The 15,770-nt window shown below is 33.0% G+C and carries 12 protein-coding genes; 4 read left to right on the forward strand and 8 right to left on the reverse strand.

Features of this window, described 5'->3' with window-relative positions; translation table 11 throughout:
- The first annotated feature begins 260 nt into the window (after positions 1–260).
- Positions 261–1,451: a phosphoglycerate kinase gene (locus tag MQX03_RS19830; RefSeq protein WP_242805311.1), complete on the forward strand. Its 1,191-nt coding sequence runs from the start codon at positions 261–263 to the stop codon at positions 1,449–1,451.
- A 56-nt stretch (positions 1,452–1,507) separates the two neighbouring features.
- On the opposite strand, the gene MQX03_RS19835 is transcribed toward MQX03_RS19830, so the two are convergent.
- The 7 genes from MQX03_RS19835 to MQX03_RS19865 all read right to left on the reverse strand — a co-directional run bounded on the left by MQX03_RS19835 (position 1,508) and on the right by MQX03_RS19865 (position 11,094).
- Positions 1,508–2,116 (reverse strand): hypothetical protein, encoded by a 609-nt coding sequence (locus MQX03_RS19835; protein ID WP_242805313.1) that lies wholly within the window; start codon positions 2,114–2,116, stop codon positions 1,508–1,510.
- Between the two features lie 153 nt (positions 2,117–2,269).
- Entirely contained in the window at positions 2,270–3,091 is an 822-nt protein-coding gene (locus tag MQX03_RS19840) for a class I SAM-dependent methyltransferase (protein ID WP_242805315.1), read from the reverse strand.
- Between the two features lie 100 nt (positions 3,092–3,191).
- On the reverse strand, positions 3,192–5,054 hold the full coding sequence (mnmG, locus tag MQX03_RS19845) for a tRNA uridine-5-carboxymethylaminomethyl(34) synthesis enzyme MnmG (protein ID WP_242805317.1): 1,863 nt from the start codon (positions 5,052–5,054) through the stop codon (positions 3,192–3,194).
- 183 nt (positions 5,055–5,237) lie between these two features.
- The gene (gene ybeY, locus MQX03_RS19850; RefSeq protein WP_242805319.1) at positions 5,238–5,645 is read right to left on the reverse strand and encodes an rRNA maturation RNase YbeY; all 408 of its coding nucleotides are present in this window, start codon (positions 5,643–5,645) and stop codon (positions 5,238–5,240) included.
- A gap of 4 nt (positions 5,646–5,649) precedes the next feature.
- On the reverse strand, positions 5,650–7,806 hold the full coding sequence (locus MQX03_RS19855) for a patatin-like phospholipase family protein (RefSeq protein ID WP_242805322.1): 2,157 nt from the start codon (positions 7,804–7,806) through the stop codon (positions 5,650–5,652).
- 2 nt (positions 7,807–7,808) lie between these two features.
- Positions 7,809–10,256, reverse strand: coding sequence for a bifunctional UDP-N-acetylmuramoyl-tripeptide:D-alanyl-D-alanine ligase/alanine racemase (locus MQX03_RS19860; RefSeq protein ID WP_242805323.1), 2,448 nt, complete (start codon positions 10,254–10,256; stop codon positions 7,809–7,811).
- Between the two features lie 250 nt (positions 10,257–10,506).
- The gene (locus MQX03_RS19865; RefSeq protein ID WP_229983074.1) at positions 10,507–11,094 is read right to left on the reverse strand and encodes a thymidine kinase; all 588 of its coding nucleotides are present in this window, start codon (positions 11,092–11,094) and stop codon (positions 10,507–10,509) included.
- 60 nt (positions 11,095–11,154) lie between these two features.
- Between MQX03_RS19865 and MQX03_RS19870 the strand changes: the two genes are divergently transcribed.
- The 3 genes from MQX03_RS19870 (at position 11,155) to fabG (ending at position 14,191) form a co-directional block, all read left to right on the forward strand.
- Complete coding sequence (locus MQX03_RS19870; RefSeq protein WP_242805325.1) at positions 11,155–12,672, forward strand: hypothetical protein; 1,518 nt, start codon at positions 11,155–11,157, stop codon at positions 12,670–12,672.
- A 2-nt stretch (positions 12,673–12,674) separates the two neighbouring features.
- Complete coding sequence (rsmI, locus tag MQX03_RS19875; protein ID WP_242805326.1) at positions 12,675–13,352, forward strand: 16S rRNA (cytidine(1402)-2'-O)-methyltransferase; 678 nt, start codon at positions 12,675–12,677, stop codon at positions 13,350–13,352.
- 95 nt (positions 13,353–13,447) lie between these two features.
- Complete coding sequence (gene fabG / locus MQX03_RS19880; protein ID WP_129535475.1) at positions 13,448–14,191, forward strand: 3-oxoacyl-[acyl-carrier-protein] reductase; 744 nt, start codon at positions 13,448–13,450, stop codon at positions 14,189–14,191.
- Between the two features lie 56 nt (positions 14,192–14,247).
- On the opposite strand, the gene MQX03_RS19885 is transcribed toward fabG, so the two are convergent.
- Complete coding sequence (locus MQX03_RS19885; protein WP_242805328.1) at positions 14,248–15,750, reverse strand: tetratricopeptide repeat protein; 1,503 nt, start codon at positions 15,748–15,750, stop codon at positions 14,248–14,250.
- Between the last annotated feature and the right edge of the window lie 20 nt (positions 15,751–15,770).

Here is a 15,770-nt window from a genome sequence, read left to right on the forward strand (position 1 = left end):
TTATCCCCGAAACTCACAACACTCAACAACAACTATCATTCTTTTTTTTATATATAAAGAAATTAATGTTGATTAGTGAGTGATGAGTTTGTGGGAAGTTTTTTGAAAACTTTTGTCTTTTTGAATCTTTTGCAAAAGTTTAAAATCTTACATTTGTGAAACAAAAATTAGAAAATATTTATGAATCGAAATGAATTGAGAATACACAAGAACTAATTCATCAAAACGATTTCAAAAAAATAAAAATATTAAATCAGCATATGAAAACAATCAATGATTTCAATTTTAAAGATAAAAAAGCCTTAGTAAGAGTTGACTTTAATGTACCTCAGGACGACCAGTTGAAAGTTACAGACAACACAAGAATTTCGGCAGTGAAACCAACAGTTGAAAAGATTCTTAAAGACGGAGGTTCTGTAATTTTAATGACACACCTAGGTAGACCAAAAGGAGAAGTTAAAGATGAATTTTCTTTAAAACATATTGTAGAAGAAGTTTCTAATGTTCTTGGTCATCAGATTAAGTTTGTAGAAGAATCGATAGGAGAGAAGGCTGAGCAAGCTGCTGCAGAACTTCAACCTGGCGAGATTTTATTATTGGAAAACCTGCGTTTTCATAATGAAGAAGAGAAAGGTGATGAGGCGTTTGCTGAAAAACTTTCAAAATTAGGTGATGCTTACGTGAATGATGCCTTTGGTACAGCCCATAGAGCTCATGCTTCTACAGCGGTTATTGCTAATTATTTCGAATCAACTAAATTTTTCGGTTTATTGATGGCTAATGAATTAAAAGCGATTGATAAAGTTTTAAAAAGCGGTGAAAAGCCTGTTACAGCGATATTAGGAGGATCAAAAGTTTCAACTAAAATTACCATTATAGAAAATATTTTACCTGCAGTTGATAATTTAATTATCGGTGGAGGTATGGCATTTACTTTTATTAAAGCACTTGGTGGTAAAATAGGAAATTCTTTAGTTGAAGAAGATAAATTGCCTTTAGCGTTAGAAATTTTAGGTAAAGCAAAAGAACACAATGTGAAAGTTTATCTTCCTTCCGATACTATTATTGCTGAAAGTTTCAGTAATGATGCAGATATAAAAGAAACTGATATCTATGAAATTCCAGAAGGTTGGATGGGATTAGATGCAGGGCCAAAATCTCGTGAGCAGTTTAATGATGTTTTATTAAACTCTAGAACAATTCTTTGGAATGGGCCGATTGGTGTTTTCGAAATGTCTAATTTCTCTGCCGGTACAATTGCTTTAGGTGATAGTATTGCTGAAGCTACAAAATTAGGAGCTTTCTCTTTAGTAGGTGGTGGTGACAGTGTAGCTTTTGTTAAACAATTCGGTTATGCTGATAAAGTGAGTTATGTTTCTACGGGAGGAGGGGCGATGTTGGAAAGTTTAGAAGGTTTAGAACTTCCGGGTATTGCTGCGATTAATAAATAATAATAATTTTCTAAATAAATAAATAAAACCGCTGATTATTTCGGCGGTTTTTGTCATTAATATTTCTCTACTTTTGTTTTGAAATATCCTTTTGCAAAGTATTCTACAGGTTTAAGGTATGTTTTTTCATCTTTACATTTAAATTCTACATATCCAAAAATACTGTCATTTTCCTTATATTTTCTCTTATTTAAAACTAACTTATTAAAGATGAATTTCAAGTTTGGACTTTTATATTTAGATGGTCCGGCATCTGAGAAAGAAGAATAATTGATTTTGTATTTATTTTTAAAGAAAGATATAGAAAATCCATCTCCTGTAAAACCATCACTATTCATCACATTTATAGAAAGTGTATCAGATTTCCCATAATTAGCACTACAGATTCTATTTCTTGTAAACATTTCATTTTTTTTGTTAACTGTATCTTTTAGATTAATCTTTTCATTTTGCAAAAAAATAATATTATTTGTTTTATTTTTTAATGTTGCGCTATCAAACAAAATGGAGAATTCTTTTTCATTATTAAGCTTTTTTAAATTTATATTATTTTGAATATAAGAATTTATTTCTACAACTTTCCAATCGTCATTTTGATTTGCTTTTTCATTTTTATTACATGAAACTAGTAGAAATAATATTATAGGTAAAAAGTTCTTTTTCATATAATTAATTCTTGTACAACTAAAATAAATAATTTTCTATCTGTAAAAAAACAAATCCGAAAAATTAATTTCGGATTTGTTTTTGTGTAAAATATAAAATTTCCGAGGAAATACTAAAATTTGGCTTTCAGAAATGGCTTAAAAATCGATTTTCTATTTTTTTTCGATAATGTATATCAAACTTGAAAATTCGTTAGAAAATAATGCTTTTACGTTAGAAATAGTTCCGTGAACGACTGCTTTTAGCCAAAATAGGGGTGATTTTTTGTATTTTTCGCTCAACATCGAGATGTAGTAGGAATCTAAAACCAAAGGTTTCATTTTTCTCATTTTCCAATTATGATTTTTTGAAATAAGATTTTCCATTCCATTTTTAGAGAAATGGTAGATGTGTCTTGGCACGTCGTAAGCTGCCCAAAATTCTTTATAATGTTTTGCATCGTAAGAAGTGGGGTTGGGAACCGCAATAATCAATAAACCTTTTTCTTTTAATTTGGAATGAAAAACTGACAACATTTCACTTTGATTTTCTATGTGTTCGAAGACATGCCAAAGAGTAATTGCATCTAAACTTTCGTTTTCTATTAATTGAATATCTGCTATTATTTTTGCTTTTGAGACCTTATTTGTTGCTGCAGTTTTAGCATCAGGATCTGGTTCAAATCCATAAGTTTCAAAATCATTTTCAATAAATTTTACAAATTCTCCTGCACCGCAACCATAATCTAATACCTTAGAATTCTTTTTTATTCTATCAATAAGAATAGTTTTTTTATACTGAAGATTGAAAGATTGTAAAAATTTATACAGTTTTTCTTTTAAACTTCCTGAGTCCTGGTGATGAGAAATGTAATCTTCACTTTCATAATATTTAGAAATATTGGATGGAATAGGGGAAGTTTTAAAAATTCCTTTTGTTTCCGTTTCTTGTATTTCAAATATTTCCTGAGAAAGAAAATGATCTTTTATTTTCATTTTGATTATTGTATTTTAAAAATAAAGGTATTCAGAAAAGTGTTTTAAGCCTCTAAATACCTTAGTTTATTGTAAATGTTTCACGTGAAACATATTTGATTTATCGTCCTAAATAGACCATTAAAACGTTAATATCAGCCGGAGAAACACCACTTATTCTTCCTGCTTGAGCCAAAGTTTTAGGTCTTACTTTATTCATTTTTTGCTTTGCTTCCGAAGAAAGACTTGTAATTTTAATGTAATCAAAATCCTCAGGAATCTTTACATTTTCAAGTCTGTTCAGCTTAGCAACATTCTCTTTTTCTTTTTCAATATAGCCTTTGTACTTGATATTCACTTCAGCTTGTTCTCTTACTTCATCGCTGTATTGAGAAGTGAATTCTTTTATAGAATCAATTTCATCCAGTTTATCTAAAGTAATATTAGGTCTTGTCAGAAATTGAGAAGCTCTGTAAGCCTGATCTACTGGATTGCTTTCAATGCTTTCTAAGATTGGATTGATAATTCCTGGCTTTAAAGAAGTTTCTCTAAGATATGTCTCAAGTTCCTGACTTTTAGTGATTTTCTCTTCAACTTTTTTCAATCTTTCTTCTTTTGCTAAACCTAAATTATATGCTTTTTCAGTCAATCTAATGTCTGCATTATCTTGTCTTAAAAGCAATCTGTATTCAGCTCTTGAAGTAAACATTCTGTAGGGTTCTTCAGTACCTTTTGTAATCAAATCATCGATTAAAACGCCGATATAAGCCTCATCTCTGTTCAAAATGAAGTCATCCTTCTCATGAACTTTATTGTGAGCATTAATACCTGCCATTAAGCCTTGTCCGGCAGCTTCTTCATAACCTGTAGTTCCATTAATCTGACCTGCAAAGTATAAATTATCCACCAATTTTGTTTCTAAAGTATGCTTTAACTGAGTAGGAGGGAAGTAGTCATATTCAATAGCATAGCCTGGTCTGAATACTTTTACATTTTCAAATCCGGGGATGTGTTTCATTGCTTTGATCTGAACATCTTCAGGTAAAGAAGAACTGAATCCATTGACATAGATTTCTACAGTTTTCCAACCTTCCGGTTCTACGAAAAGCTGGTGTCTTGTACGTTCTGCAAAACGGTTTATTTTATCTTCAATACTAGGACAGTATCTTGGGCCCAAACTCTGAATGGTTCCGTTAAACATGGGACTTCTATCAAAACCTTCACGTAAAATGTCGTGTACGGCTTCGTTGGTATAAACAATATGACAGCTTAATTGTTTGGTTAATTTAGGAGTATCTAAATAGCTGAATTTTTGAGGATTTTCATCTCCTTTTTGTTCTTCCATTTTAGAATAATCAAGGCTTCTTCCATCTACTCTTGGTGGAGTACCAGTCTTCATTCTTCCAGCTTCAAAACCTAAAGAAACCAACTGTTCTGTGATTCCGAAAGCTCTTGGTTCACCCATTCTACCACCTCCTAATTGTTTATCACCAACATGGATTAATCCATTCAGGAAAGTACCGTTGGTAAGAACAACTGAGTTTGATCTGATTTCAATTCCTAAAGAAGTTACTACTCCTACTGCTTTATTATTTTCTATAATCAAGCTCTTCACCATATCCTGAAAGAAATCAAGATTGGGAGTGTTTTCTAATGCATAACGCCATTCTTCTGCGAACAACATTCTATCATTTTGCGTTCTAGGAGACCACATAGCAGGACCTTTTGAAAGGTTCAGCATTTTGAATTGTATCGCAGATTTGTCAGCAATAATTCCGGAGTAACCTCCCATTGCATCTATCTCTCTTACGATTTGTCCTTTGGCAATTCCACCCATTGCCGGGTTGCAGCTCATCTGTCCGATGGTCTGCATATTCATAGTAACCAATAAAGTTTTTGAACCTAAATTGGCAGCAGCGGCAGCAGCTTCACAACCTGCGTGACCTGCACCTACTACAATTACATCATATATTTCTGAAATCATTTTAATTGCTTATTTAAGCCTTAAATTTTTAAATTCTGTATAAATGTTTCACGTGAAACATTGTATCGAAATAAGGCTTAAAATCGCCTGTATTCCGTGGTTTATGCCCCGATGGTAGCATTTGTTTGAGCTCTTTTTTCTTTGAAAAAGAAAAAAAGCGAGTGCGGACAGCGGGAATAGCTCCTAATTATATCTTACAATATAAAAGTCTTCTTTGCTTCGCATTTCCTTCTCTTCTTCTTCTGATTTATCTTTATAACCGCACAAGTGCAGAATACCGTGAGCCAAGACTCTTCTTAATTCTTCTTCGTAGTTTTTGGATAGGGTAGAAGCGTTGTCTGAAATGCGCTGCAAAGATACGAAAATCTCTCCGCTTATTGTTTTGCCTTTCACAGAATCGAAAGTGATGATGTCGGTGTAATAATCATGCTGCAGATAATCCTGATTTATTTTGAGTAAATACTCATCGTCGCAGAATACGTAATTAATATCACCTAGTTTTTTTTCTTCTGAAAGAATGATTTCTTCCAGCCATTTTGTATAATCTGTATTGACAGATTCTGGTAGGTTTTCGTAAAAGAATTGTATCATTGTTTTAAAACCAGTGCCCTAAAATAACACTGAATATACCTTTTTGATTATTTTTAAGTGAATGGCTGAAGTTGAATTTAATCTGTCCGAAAGGGGATTTATAACCCGCCATGATTCCTACAGAACTGTAATTTACTTTTACTGCATCTTCGAAACTGATATCGTCCGATAGATTGGCAAAAGAGAAATTTCCACTCAAAAAGAAGTTTTTATTAAATTTAAATTGAATATCATTTGAAATCAATGCCACATTATTGCTGTTTAATTGTGCAAAATAAAAGCCATTGAATGTTTTGAAATTGATGACATTTTGTTCGAAAATTCCACCCAATCTGTATTGATAGTATTCTGGAAGATTTTCACCAATTGTTACTCCGCCATACAAATTAAGGTGATAACTGAACTGTTTTGACAAAGGAATATTGATTCTTATATCTGCTTTTACCTGAACCACTCTTTTGTCGACAGCAGATTTCAGTAAATCTATTACTTTTCCTTCAGCATTCAAATAAAATCCTCTGCGCGGAAAGTCTTTATCGTCCTGAGTGTCGCTTTTTAAAAATACATAAGGGTTCAAAAATCGATTTGATCTCTTGTTGGTACCGTTCATTTCAGCATCGAAATAATCGTGGCTTAATCCAGCTCCAACAGCATATTTATCTTTCCATACAGATTGAATGTAAATTTCGTTTCTAAGCCATTGCCATTTATCAACGTTTATATTATTATTTCCTTTCAAATCAAAACTCATCCCGGAAGAATAAAGCCCGAATCCTGGAATGTATCCATTATCTACAAAATAGTTCAAGTAATATCTAGGTTTGTCACCTACGACAACATCCAAGGATAAATTTGAATTTTTGAACAATAATCTTTTTGCTGAGTAATTAAGAAGTAATCCGGTCTTGAAGATTTCATCGTAATGCAATCCGAACTTTAAAAAATGTCTTGCATCATCTTCTGTCACATATAATTTCAGGTAATTGATGTTATTTTCAGTGACGATGTCGTAGTTGATGAAGCGGTAGTTATTTGTCGCCACCAATTTATCAATCCCTTTATTCACACTTCCGTAAGTTTGCATTGATGGAAGACGAAGACCCATCTTTCCTAAAACATAGTTTTTACCGTAAATTCTGCTTCCAATCAAATCAATGCTGTCAATCTTATAGACATTAGAATAGATAGGATTTACGGGCTGTCTAAGGCGGTCAAATGAACGTTTAGGTAAATCATCTAAAATATCCGTGTACTTTAAACCTTCTACAAAACCACTGTCCAGAATTTTTTTCTTTTCATCGTAGCTTGTTGCAGTCATTCCTTTCAAATTCGGTTTGATATTAATGTCGGTGAATCTATACTGACGTCTTGTGTCTTTTTGAATTCCGAAGTCAATTACCTGATTCAAAATTGAAATGATGTTGTTTAAATCTTCTCTTTTTGAAAGATCCTGATTTAAATCTACACCAATTACAATGTCAATGCCTTTATCTTTTAAAGGTTTTGAAGGATAATTAACGGTCATCGCTCCATCAATGTAAATACTGTCTCCAATTTTCACAGGATCCATTAATGAAGGAAATGCTGAACTTGCCATGATAGACTGTACCAGATCTCCTTTTTCAAAAATCTGCATATTTCCACTTTCTAAATTAGTGGCAACACACATGAAAGGGATTGGTAATTTGGAAAAATCTTCAATGGTTGAAACATTTTTAAACAATTCTTTGAGCAAATAAACATTCTTCTGTCCGGAACTGATGGAAGAGGGGAGATTGATTTTCCCGTTTTTTAAAGGAATCGAAAGAAGATATTTGTCAACAGATTTGTTAAAGAATGTGCTTTCTGTGCGGGATTTTGGATCTCTGATTAAAGAATAGAAATCAGTATCCATTACAATTTTTTCGATGTCTTTTCCTGTGTATCCGGAAGCATATAATCCGCCGACAATAGCTCCCATACTAGTTCCGGAGATATAATCTACTTTTACACCCAAAGAATCTAAAACTTTCAAAACGCCAACGTGCGCAAAGCCTTTCGCTCCACCTCCGGCAAGTGATAGTCCAATTTTTGGATTTTTTGGGATGACCAAACCTTTTTTCACCTGTGATTGGACGAAAAGTAACTGAAATGCAAATAAAAGAACAAGGAGTTTCTTCATAATTAATCTTTTATATAGATCCGTTTCACACGAGGAGAAATTGAGGTTAAAACTTCATAAGTTATGGTTTTGCAGTATTCTGCGAATTCTTTTAAACTTGGTTTGGCATTAAAGATGGTGACCGTATCACCCTCTTTTACATTTGGGATATTGTCTACATTGATCATCATCATATCCATACAGAGATTCCCTACGATGGGTGCCAATACTTTGTGTACTCCCAAACTTCCCGTCTGGTTGCCGATAAGTCTTGGTATTCCATCTGCATACCCTACAGGAATAGTAGCAATTCTTGAAGGATGATCTGCTTTGTATCTTCTGCTGTAACCTACAGATTCTCCGGTATCAACCGTTGAAATCTGTGAAATTACGGTTTTAAAACTTACTACAGAGTGAAGCTTTTTTTGTATTTCACTACATGGTGATTCACCGATCATTCCAATTCCAATTCTTACCATATCATACTGATGGTCTGTATAGTTTGTTATTCCTGATGAATTCAGGATATGTCGGATAGGAGTGTAGTTCAGTTTTTCAATCAGATAACTGGAATTTTTTTCGAAAACGTCAAACTGTCTGATTGTAAATTCTTGTTCTTCAGGCATATCAGAAGATGATAAGTGACTGAATATACTTTGGACTTTTACATTCTTATGGCTTAAAGTTTCGCTTAGCTGATCTAATTCAAAATCTTTAAAACCAAGACGGTGCATTCCTGTTTCAAGCTTGATGTGAATAGGATAATTTTTATCATAGCCGGATTTTTGAACTGCTTCATAAAACAGCTCTAAAACTCTGAAACTGTAAATTTCGGGTTCCAGATTATATTCAATAATGGCTTCATAGCTATGCTGTTCAGGATTCATGATAATAATGGGAGTAGTGATTCCTTTTTTACGAAGTTCTATACCCTCATCTGCGTATGCAACACCCAGATAATCAATATGATGATGTTGAAGAAACTCGGAAATTTCATAACTCCCTAAACCATAAGCATTTGCCTTTACCATTGCCATCATTTTGGTTGTAGGTTTCAGCAAGGATTTATGGTAATTGATATTGTGAAGAATAGCGTTTAAATTTACCTCTAAAACCGTATCGTGTTTTCTAAGTTCAAGCAAATCCTTAAGTTTTTCAATCTCAAATTTCCTAGCACCTTTTAACAGAATAATTTGATTTTCAATTTCCGTAAGATATTTATTATCAATTAATTCTTGAGTGTCAATAAAAGTGTAGGTTTTAGACTTAAATAAATCTTTGAACTGAGTAATTTCTTCCCCAATCAAAAATAAGTTTTCAAAATTCTGCTCGTTGACCAATTCTGAAACTTCTTCATATAACTCTTGAGAATTGGCATTAACACCGATAATATCTGTTAAAACAAGTGATTTTTTCGACTTCTTATATTCATTGAGAAACTGCAGGGCAGTCTTTAAAGAATCCATATCTAGATTGAAAGAATCATTGATAACTATATTGTTTTTAATTCCTTCTATGGCTTCAAGTCGCATTTCTACGGCTTTTAAAGCGTTGATTTTGTCAACTATTTTATCATTACTGATGTCTAGTTCTTTTAAAACGGTTATCAGCGCTAAAGCATTCGTTAAAGTGGCTTCATCGCGCTGATGAACAGGGAAGGAGATTTCTTCGTCAAAATAGGTGACGACAACATCTTCTTTTTTTGAAATATTATTTTTAAAAGAGACATCATTATTTTCGTTGAATCCGTAAGATATTAACTTTTTACTTGAATAAATTTCTCTTATTTTTCTGTCAACCAATCGATTATCTCCATTGAAAATAATCACTTCAGAATCTTTGAAAAGCTTTATTTTTTCATTAATTAAATCTTCTTCAGACTTAAAATTAGCTGCGTGAGCGGTTCCGATGTGAGTCAATAAACCAATTTGCGGATGGAAAATGCTTTCCAAAATCTGCATTTCATTTGGCATCGAAATTCCTACTTCAAATATCCCTAACTGGTGACTTGAATTGATTTGAAGCAAAGAAAGTGGCAGACCAATCTGCGAGTTAAAACTTTTCGGACTTTTTACGGTCGTAAATTCACTCCATAAGCATTGATACAGCCATTCTTTGAGAATGGTTTTACCATTGCTTCCTGTAATTCCTATTGATTTTAAGTTTGATTTTTCGAAATGATGTTTTGCCAGTTTCTGAAGAAATTCCACAGAATTTTCAACAATAATCCATGTTACATTTTCAAATTGCGGATATTGATGCTCAGAAATGATAACACTGATACCGCGGTCTATTGCAGATTCAATAAATTTTTCACCGGAATTCTTATGCGTATTAATCGCAATAAATGCCGTATTCTTTATTGAATAAATAATTCTACTGTCAAAAGCTATATTTTTGATTAATAGATTTTTATCACCAATAATTTCTGAACTGGTGATTTCTGCAATTTGTTGTACTGTATAATTCATTGGTGCCCTATCTGCTTATATTTTGTTTTCGATGTTTTTGATTTGATAATTAGTTAATCGCAAAGGCGCAAAATAATTTAATGAAAAATGTTTTAAGGCGCAAAGATTTTTTCTAAGATAAAATTTGATTGAAAAAATTGCTGAAAATCTGTGATTTTCTTACGTCTTAAAAAACCAGTTCAGATTAAACTTTGCGCCTTTGCGATAAACCAAATTAGATTGAAACCTTAAACTCAGACTAAATTACTCATTATTTCTTCTTAGAAAGTACTTCTTCAATAAAAACTCGACGGCTTACTGCTTCATAACTTTCTGTTTCACCTAATTCAACCAAATTATTTCCTTGAGAAGTTCTCATGGAGTAGTTAGCTAAATTTCCGGTACGTTTGCAGATGGCATGCACTTTCGTTACATATTCTGCCGTTGCCATCAGATTAGGAATCGGTCCGAAAGGTCGTCCTAGAAAATCCATATCTAAACCTGCAATAACGACACGAATTCCACTGTTTGCCAGTTGATTAGCTACTTCCACAATGCTTTCATCAAAGAACTGAGCTTCATCAATTCCTACCACGTCACAGTTTGACCCCAAGAGAATAATTTCATTAGGATTTTCTACTGCAGTACTTCGGATTTTATTTTTATTGTGCGAAACAACATCTTCATCAGAATATCTTGTATCGGTTTTTGGTTTAAAAATTTCCACATTCTGCCCCGCCATTTCAGCTCTTCTCAGTCTTCGGATCAACTCTTCGGTTTTTCCGGAAAACATGGAGCCACAAATAACTTCCATCCAACCGCTTTGTTTGGAATGATTAATTGTATTTTCTAAAAACATTTGTTATTTTAGCCGTAATATTTTAAGACCAAAAGTAAGCAATTTTAATAAGATTCTTCTATGCAGAACATCCAAGATTTACAGGAAAAGATTTTTTTTGAATCTAAGAATATCATTGGTATTCTAGACAAAATAAACGACGTTGACGAGCTACTTTCTAAGCAAAATCTTATTGATGAGCTTACAGACAGAATTTCATTTTTAAAACTGCTTAAAAATAAGGTAGAATACTATAAAAATGATGATTTACAGTTTTCAGAACCTTTATCGAGCTCTCTTTTAGCTGAAAACATAACCGAAACTCAGGATTTTTCTCACGAAATAACGGAGGAAGAAGCAATTTTCAATAATGAGCTGAATGAGATTGAAGGAAGTGAAAGCAATCTGCCCAATGAAGTAATGGAAGAGGAAGCTATTTTTAATAATCAATTGAATGAGATTGTTGAAAACGAATACCATGAAAATATGGTAAATCTTGCCGAGGAAGAGAAAATTGAAGAGAAGACGGAAGATTTTAATGAAGAAATTACTGAGCAGGAAAATTTAAATATAGAAATCGTTGAAGAAAATGCTGTTTTTAACGAGCAACTGAACGAAATAGAGGAGGAAGAATCTTCTGAAGAAATTTCAAAGGTTTTAAGTTTTGTAGATGAAGAAAGAATTCTTGAAAACTCTGTTCCGGAGGATGAAGATGATATTGATGAAGAAATATTTGACCAAAAAGTCACTGAAGAAGAAGCTATTTTTAATAATCAATTGAATGAAATTGACGAATTTGAAAATGAAATTTCTGATGAGAGTGTTGCAAATGATTTTGAAGAAGAAGAGCAAATTCTAAGCAATTATGAGTCTGCCAAGGCAAATGAAAATTCTTCAGAAAAGATTCCGAATATGTTTGAATCTGAACAGCTTGAAGATGAAATTTTGATTGAAGAATCTGAAAATGAATCTGTTTCTGATGATTTTAAATACGACGAAGACGGAATCATGACTGAAAATTCGAATGTCGAAAGTATTCTTACAGAAATAAAAAAAGATACTGAAACACATGAAGAAGAAATTCTCATAAGTGAAGATATAGACAGAAGAAAAATTGTTGAAATAGACAAACCAACATCTGAGTCTAATAAACCTGCCTCAGATGAAAGTTTTGAAAATCTTGAAGCTTATCAGCAAGAGAAAAAAATAAGACTTGCGAATATAAAAGGTTTAAAATCGATTCAGACATTGTTTGATGATGATCATTTGGAAAGAGAAATTCCTCAGGAAAAACCGGCTGCGGTTGTAAAAGAAGATACAGGAAGCCTTTTAAAAACAAATATTCCTACCGAATATATGGAAGCGGAAAAGCAAAAACCTGAGTTCAGATTAGATTTGAATGACAGAATGGCTTTTACCAAACTGCTTTTCGGAGGAAGCCAAACAGACCTTAACCATGCCGTTGCTGAGCTGAACAGATGCAGAAATCTGGAAGAAGCAAAAGAATATCTAAGCGACCTCTACTACGACAGAAAATGGGATAAAGTAGATGAATACGCACAAAGACTTTGGATATTGGTAGAAAATAAATTCTTATAATTTTGAGTGGAATCCTATATTTCGTTCCCACACCCGTTGGGAACTTAGAAGACATGACTTTCAGAGCGATTAAAGTGCTGAAAGAAGTCGATTATATTTTGTGCGAAGACACAAGAACTTCTGGAGTGCTTTTGAAGCATTACGAAATTTCAAAACCTTTAAAATCTTATCATTTACATAACGAGCATCATACTACTGAGAAGGTAATTACGGATCTTCAAAGTGGTCAAAACATCGCAATTATTACAGATGCCGGAACTCCGGGAATTTCAGATCCGGGTTATCTTTTGGCAAAAGCAGGTTCGGACAGCAATATTGAAATGATTTGTTTGCCCGGTGCGACAGCTTTAATTCCGGCTTTGGTGGTTTCAGGATTACCAAATAATGAGTTTTTGTTCGCAGGTTTCCTTCCTCCGAAAAAAGGAAGACAGACGAAGCTTAAACAGCTGGCTGAAGAGAAAAAAACCATTGTTTTATATGAAAGTCCACATAAGATTAATACAACTTTGGAGCAGATTAAAGAATTTTTCGGAGAAGAAACGAGGGCAAGTTTGAGCCGCGAAATTTCGAAAAAATTTGAAGAAACTAAAAGAGGCACAATCGATGAGTTAATTGAATTCTCTAAAAGCAAAACTTTAAAAGGAGAGATCGTGCTGATTGTGAATAATTCTGTGAAGTAATTTGCATTTCAATTAGTATTACAAAATTATTTTAAGATAAATAATATCTTTGCACACTCAAACTAAATGATACAAGATAAATAATAATCATATATATGAAACTATTAGAAGGAAAAGTAGCGCTGATTACTGGAGCTACAAGAGGAATCGGGAGAGGAATTGCTGAAATTTTCGCGCAACAAGGAGCAAAAGTGGCATTTACTTACGCAGGTTCTGTGGAAAAAGCTAAAGAATTAGAAACTACTTTGAGTTCTGTAACTCAAATTAAAGGATATCAGTCTGATGCGTCAGATTACGATGCTGCTCAGAAATTAGTAGAAGAGGTAATGGCTGAGTTCGGAAAAATTGATATTTTGGTGAATAATGCAGGTATCACAAAAGATAATCTTTTGATGAGAATGTCAAAAGACGATTGGGATACTATTATCAAGGTAAATTTAGATTCTGTATTCAACCTTACTAAGGCAGTTATTAAGCCGATGATGAAGGCTAAATCTGGTTCTATTATCAATATGACTTCTGTAGTGGGAGTGAAAGGTAATGCCGGACAAGCCAACTATGCTGCTTCTAAAGCCGGGGTTATTGGTTTCACAAAATCTGTAGCGCTTGAATTAGGTTCTAGAAACATCCGTTGCAACGCTATTGCTCCAGGATTTATCGAAACTGAAATGACAGCTGCTTTAGACGAAAAAACAGTTCAAAGCTGGAGAGACGGAATCCCATTGAAAAGAGGAGGACAGCCAGAAGATGTTGCCAATGCATGCGTTTTCTTCGGTAGCGAAATGTCTTCTTACATTTCCGGACAAGTCTTGAATGTAGACGGCGGAATGCTTACTTAAGAGAAAGATTTAATCTAAAATACAATCCCTTTCATTATTGATGAAAGGGATTTTTATTATTCAGAATCAATATAATTTCTAAGCCAGATCTGAAGGTCTTTTTCAGGAGAAATTCCTAGTTTTTTGCGGAAATTATAGCGGTTGTTTTCAATTGTTTTTACGGCTTTAAAAGTGTAATCTGCAATTTCTTTGGTGTTAAACCCTAAATAAATATAAGCAGCAAAAGTAAGTTCAGAAACTTTAAATTGAGAATTGATTTCCAGCATTTTTCCTCTAAAATGCGGATAAACTTCCTGAAATATGATGAAAAAATCAGGACTGTTTTCTTTCGCTAATTTTCTTACCTCTTCAAATGCTTCACTCAACTGTAATTTTAGGGTGTCTTTTTCCTTTTCATTGATTGCTTTTTCGGACTGCAATTGTTTTGTAATTTCTAAAGCCTTTTGGTTTTTGGTTTTTGATTTTTGAAGAAGATAAATGATAAAAACAGTAATTAAAGCTAATAAAGAAACGATCAACCAAGTCATTTTCTGGTTTTTTTTCACTTCATTCTGATGCTGTGCTTTTTCTTCTTTCATTACCTCATTCAGGACAAAATCACGTTCTTTTTTCTTTTGAGCATCTAATTTGTTGTGCGCTTTTAGGTATAAATCCTGATAATGTTTTGCTTGTGTTGCGTTGCCTTGGGAAATATAGAGCTCTGAGATTTTTTTAAACAATTCGCTTTGGATATCCGGAAAGTTATTTTGTTCAAAGCTATGTATAGCATTATTGTAGTATTGATGGGCTTTTTCGTACTCTTTTTCATGGGTATGAAGATTTCCTAAGCCAATGAGAGATTCTATTTTGCATGGATGTTTTTTTCCATTAAAAAATTCCAGAGATTTATTGTAATAATATTGTGCAGAATCTGTTTTATTCTGATTCAAATGATAATTTCCGAAACCTAAACACGAACAACCATTTTCTACATAAGCATTTTTAAATTTGACTTTCTTTAGAATTGTGTTCTCTTTTTTAAGATAAAAATACATTGAATCCGGCATGTTGATATTCTGAAAAAGATAACTTAGGTTTGAATAAACAGTGCTTTGTGTAAGTGAATCGGTAGTGTTTTTTTTCTTTTTACTATCGAGAATGCTGAGTGCTTTCCTGTAATTTTTAGAAGATAGCGTATATAGGTCCAACAACAGATAATTTCCTCCCAACAATGCAGAAACTCTGGCAGATTGGGTTTTGTCTTTAGCTAAATACTTGCCGTATTTCTGCGCTTTTTTAGCGTGGTGTATACTTTCCTTAAATTCCGCATTATCGTAGTAATATGAAGCTAAATAATAGTAACCGTAGGAAAGACCTTTGTCGTATTTTAAATTTTCAGATTCAGCGATTATTTTTTTTGAAATATTTAATACAGCATCAGTTCTTCCGTCCAAATACAATTGGTTGGCATTTTCTATTAACTCATCAATTTTCTGAGAACTGTTTTGGGAAAACAGCGAAATACTCCACAGTAGGAGAGTTGGTAAAAATATTTTGATTAAGGATCTTTTGAAATCCATTTAATGTTTAGTGATAATAA

The sequence above is a fragment of the Chryseobacterium aahli genome (assembly GCF_022699665.1).
GTDB classification, from domain to species: Bacteria; Bacteroidota; Bacteroidia; order Flavobacteriales; family Weeksellaceae; genus Chryseobacterium; species Chryseobacterium aahli.